Source organism: uncultured Campylobacter sp. (assembly GCF_938045225.1).
Taxonomy (GTDB): Bacteria; Campylobacterota; Campylobacteria; order Campylobacterales; family Campylobacteraceae; genus Campylobacter_A.
On sequence record NZ_CALINL010000268.1, the window covers coordinates 1 to 4,135 of the forward strand.

Annotated in this window: 5 protein-coding genes; all 5 read right to left on the reverse strand. The window is 40.7% G+C overall.

The features are described 5' to 3' along the window. Positions 1–551: 551 nt before the first annotated feature. The 5 genes from Q0200_RS09650 to hslV all read right to left on the reverse strand — a co-directional run bounded on the left by Q0200_RS09650 (position 552) and on the right by hslV (position 4,070). Entirely contained in the window at positions 552–806 is a 255-nt protein-coding gene (locus Q0200_RS09650; protein WP_049229147.1) for a glutaredoxin family protein, read from the reverse strand. A gap of 78 nt (positions 807–884) precedes the next feature. Further along, complete coding sequence (locus tag Q0200_RS09655; protein ID WP_297940728.1) at positions 885–1,235, reverse strand: hypothetical protein; 351 nt, start codon at positions 1,233–1,235, stop codon at positions 885–887. Between the two features lie 105 nt (positions 1,236–1,340). Next, positions 1,341–2,210 carry a GTPase Era gene (era, locus tag Q0200_RS09660; RefSeq protein ID WP_297940731.1) on the reverse strand — a complete coding sequence of 290 codons (870 nt, stop codon included), beginning with the start codon at positions 2,208–2,210 and terminating at the stop codon, positions 1,341–1,343. After that, positions 2,207–3,529 (reverse strand): HslU--HslV peptidase ATPase subunit, encoded by a 1,323-nt coding sequence (gene hslU, locus Q0200_RS09665; RefSeq protein ID WP_297940733.1) that lies wholly within the window; start codon positions 3,527–3,529, stop codon positions 2,207–2,209. Before hslU ends, era begins: the two co-directional genes overlap by 4 nt. 7 nt (positions 3,530–3,536) lie before the next feature. Beyond that, on the reverse strand, positions 3,537–4,070 hold the full coding sequence (hslV, locus tag Q0200_RS09670; protein WP_002947707.1) for an ATP-dependent protease subunit HslV: 534 nt from the start codon (positions 4,068–4,070) through the stop codon (positions 3,537–3,539). Between the last annotated feature and the right edge of the window lie 65 nt (positions 4,071–4,135).

The following is a 4,135-nucleotide window of genomic DNA, read 5'->3' on the forward strand; positions in this document are numbered from 1 at the left end:
CGGTAAATTGGACTAATCCTCACTAAAAAGCCCCTGATAACAGGGGCTTTTTATATGAACGTCAAACCTTACGAAACAAGTATTTAACTTTACACAATTCATCTTTTAGTCTAAATAAAAAACAGCTATCATCCTAACCTAACATCTCACAATATATTGAATAATCGATAAAAGACCAATAAACAATCAACGACAGGATTATTAAACGGTAAATGCACGATTTGACTCATCTTCCGTTTCAGAATAATCCTTTAAATCACAGAAAGGAAAAATAATGCCACATCGCAGACGACTGGCTATTTACCAAGCCGCAAAACGTGCTTCTTTCACCGGAAAACCGGTTGCTCCGACTACACCCGTAGCCGGTTAAATAAAACAGAGGGGATGATGCTTACCCCTCATGATATTTCAAAGGCTGTCTGAAATAAAAAATCAGGCAGTCTTTTATTCATATAGCGGTAGCGTAAGAACAAAATCTTGAAATTCTTTGAAAATTTTTCAGACGAGCTGTTTTCAATTATCGAAACCAACTTATCAAAACAGAAATACTTTCAGCCGTTATACCCATTACATTTTGTTTCCAAGAAGGTTTTCAATTTTTCCTCATCCAAAAACCAATGGCAAATTTCTGTTTGGCCATCAAGCAAAACAGGGACAAGTTCATTATATTTTTCTTCCAAGACAGGATCTTCATCAACATCAAGAATTTCCAGCTCAAAGCCAAATCTTTCTTGATACGGTTTAAGCTGTTCGCGCATTTTGTGGCAGAGGCTGCAATATTCGCGAAACATCAACGTCAGTTTCATAATAGACTCTTTACTGTAAACGGAAATCGAGATTGTATAGTGGATTAACTTCAAAACGGCGGTGCGGCATATACCGTTTTATTTTAGAGTAGATATAAAAGGTCGTCTAAAACCAAAAATTTTGGTTTCAGACGATATACTTACCGTTTCATTATACACAATCTTATACTCAGAAGATGGATCTAAATTAAATTGTTCATATGCCTTAATTGTTATTAAATTTGATATATCATCTTCTTCTGTTGATATTGGAATTTCTATGTTTCCTATCAATAGGTCTTTATATTTTATATATGATATAAAAAAGTTATTTTTATTTGCTTTACTTAGATCTATTTGTGAAATTTTGTTACCAGAAAATGCATATGAAGTTTGCATGTAAGGGTCATACGTGACTATACTTGCTGCTCCATTTTTGTTTTTTGCCATTTTTAAGTATCCTTCATTGCAACCTCAAATTTGAGTCAATCTTACCATATATTGGCTAATTAGACGCATTCATTATACCATAAAAATATATGACTTAATAATTATTTATAAAATATTCAAGCTTTTTATAGTTTTTTCGTCTTTGCGCCAGTCTTTTTTTACGACTACAACGAGCTTTACGAGTATTTTTTGACCGGTAAAACTTGATATTAACTTTCTTGAATTTATCCCGATTCTTTTGATGGTTTGTCCATTTTTTCCGATAATCATAGATTTATGTATCTCGCGCTCGGTAATTATGGTAGCATAAATTTCAGTTATTTCCGGTTTTTCTTTGACCTTATCTATGAGTACGTCGGTGGAATAGGGGATCTCATCGCTTAGATTATCGTATAGTGCCTCAAGGATAAATTCACGAAAAATTTCCTTTTCGTTTGTCGGTGTTAAAAATTCCGGATCGTAAAAATACTCGTGCTCTGGCAAAAGCTTGCAAATTTCATCCAAAAGCGGCTTTTTGTAGGTTTGCTTTTTGACGCTAAAAGGCAAAAGTGCTGTAAATTTGTCTTGAAATTTTTGATATTGTGTGATTTTTCCCAGCACCTTAGCGTTTGAGACTTCGTCAACCTTGGTGAGCACCAAGATATGTGGTTTTTGTGGATTTAAATTTAGAAATTTGACGTAGTCGTCTATGCTGTCGTGAATGGGCGCCAAAAATATGATCGCATCGCAGTCGCCCATGGATTTTATAGCTTCGTTTATCATGAGTTTGTTTAGCGTTTTGTTGCTCTCGTGAAGTCCCGGCGTATCTGTAAAAACGATCTGATCCTCGCCGTTCATCACGATTCCACTAATCTTGCGCCTCGTGGCATTTTGCTTGTGCGAGACGATGGTGATCTTCGCATCAAGCAAAAAATTTAAAAGGGAGCTTTTGCCTGCATTCGTGCGACCGATGATGCTTACAAAGCCTGATTTCATAAGATATATCTCGCTAGATCTTGATCCTCGACGACGTCTGATAGGCGCTTTTCTACGAGAGCTTTGTCTACTTCTACCGTTTCGCCGCCGTGCTCGTTAGCCTCAAAGCTGATATCCTCGATCACGCGCTCGATCACGGTATGCAGGCGTCTAGCGCCGATATCTTCCATTTTTTCGTTGGCGTTTTGAGCGATTTTTGCGATAGCTTTTATGGCGTCATCGTTAAATTTAAGCTCAACGTTTTCGGTTTTTAAAAGCGCTTCATACTGCTTGAGTAGCGAATTTTTTGGCTGAGTTAAAATTTGATACAGCGCGTTTTCATCTAGACTATCAAGTTCAACTCGTAGCGGGAAACGCCCCTGAAGCTCGGGGATTAGATCGCTTGGTTTGCTGATGTGAAAGGCGCCTGCGGCAATAAAAAGGATGTGATCGGTCTTTATGGCGCCAAATTTGGTCGTCACCGTCGAGCCCTCCACGATAGGTAGCAAGTCGCGCTGTACGCCTTCTTTACTCGGATCTTGCCTGCCTGAGTTTCCGGAGCTTACCGCGACCTTGTCGATCTCGTCGATAAAGATTATGCCCTCGTTTTCTGCTCTTCGCACGGCTTCGGTTTTGATGCTTTCCATATCTAAAATTTTATCGCTAGCTTCGTTTTTGAGCGCCTCTTTTGCGTCTTTTACCTTCATCTCTTTTTTGACGGTTTTGTTGCTTAGGCCGATGATTTTGACGAAGCTCTCTTGCATTTGCGCCATATCGGGCGGTACATTGGCTCCTGCGTCAAAGCTATTTTGTACGACTTCTATCTCGATGCTTAGATCGTCTAGATCGCCGTTTTCGAGCCTACTCATCATCTTTTCGTAGCTTTTTTCGTAGTCGGCTTTTTTCTCTTTGCTTGCACCCGTTGGTAGAGGCGGCAGGAGCTTTTTTATTATCTTATCTTTTACGTATTCATCGATTTTCTCGCGGTTTTTCTCGCGCTTTTCGGCTTTAACCAAATTTACCGACGCGGCCGCCAGGTCGCGCACCATACTTTCAACGTCGCGTCCTACGAAGCCAACCTCGGTGTATTTGCTAGCTTCTACTTTGATAAACGGCAAGCCCATCATCTTTGACAAACGCCTTGCGATCTCTGTTTTACCTACGCCAGTCGAGCCTATCATTAGAATGTTTTTTGGCATGATATCATCTTGCATCGTTTTATCTAGTTTCATCCTGCGGTAACGGTTTCGCAGCGCGATGGCGATGATCTTTTTGGCGTCCTTTTGCCCGATGACGTAATCGTCTAAAAATTTCACTATCTCTTTTGGGGTTAAATTCATCTTTTCTCTATTCTAAAACGTAGGTTTTTATGTTCGTGTTTGTATAAATGCAAATTTCGCCAGCGATCTTTAGGCTTTCTTTTACGAGCTCCTCTTCGTCGATCTGAGCAAATTTATCCAGAGCCCTGGCTGCGGATAGGGCGTAGTTGCCGCCGCTTCCGATAGCGGCTATTTTGCCGTCCTCTGGCTCTACGACGTCTCCAGTTCCGCTCAAAAGGAAAATTTTCTCTCTATCAAGCACTAGCATCATAGCTTCTAGCTTGCGCAGGTATTTATCCTTGCGCCACTCTTTGCTAAATTCGATCACCGCTTTTAGCAGGTCGCCTTTGGCGTGTTCGAGGTTGTTTTCAAACATATCAAAGAGATTAAACGCATCGGCGGTGCTGCCGGCAAAGCCCGCTAGAACCTTGCCGCCGTGGATTTTGCGGATTTTTACCGCATTGCCTTTTAGTACCGTGTTGCCAAAGCTCACTTGTCCGTCGCCGCCGATGACCGATTTATTCTTGCCTTTGTAGGCTAAAATTGTAGTCGCGTGAAACACTTATTCGCCCTCGACGTCTAGTTTTAGCGTGGCGCGCACGGCGTGGCCGAGTTTGACATCCACTT

Excerpts from the sequence above, each read along its gene's own strand:
- Q0200_RS09650 (WP_049229147.1), bottom strand. The coding sequence starts at position 806 with ATGAAACTGACGTTGATGTTTCGCGAATATTGCAGCCTCTGCCACAAA.
- Q0200_RS09655 (WP_297940728.1), bottom strand. The coding sequence starts at position 1,235 with ATGGCAAAAAACAAAAATGGAGCAGCAAGTATAGTCACGTATGACCCT.
- era (WP_297940731.1), bottom strand. The coding sequence starts at position 2,210 with ATGAAATCAGGCTTTGTAAGCATCATCGGTCGCACGAATGCAGGCAAA.
- hslU (WP_297940733.1), bottom strand. The coding sequence starts at position 3,529 with ATGAATTTAACCCCAAAAGAGATAGTGAAATTTTTAGACGATTACGTC.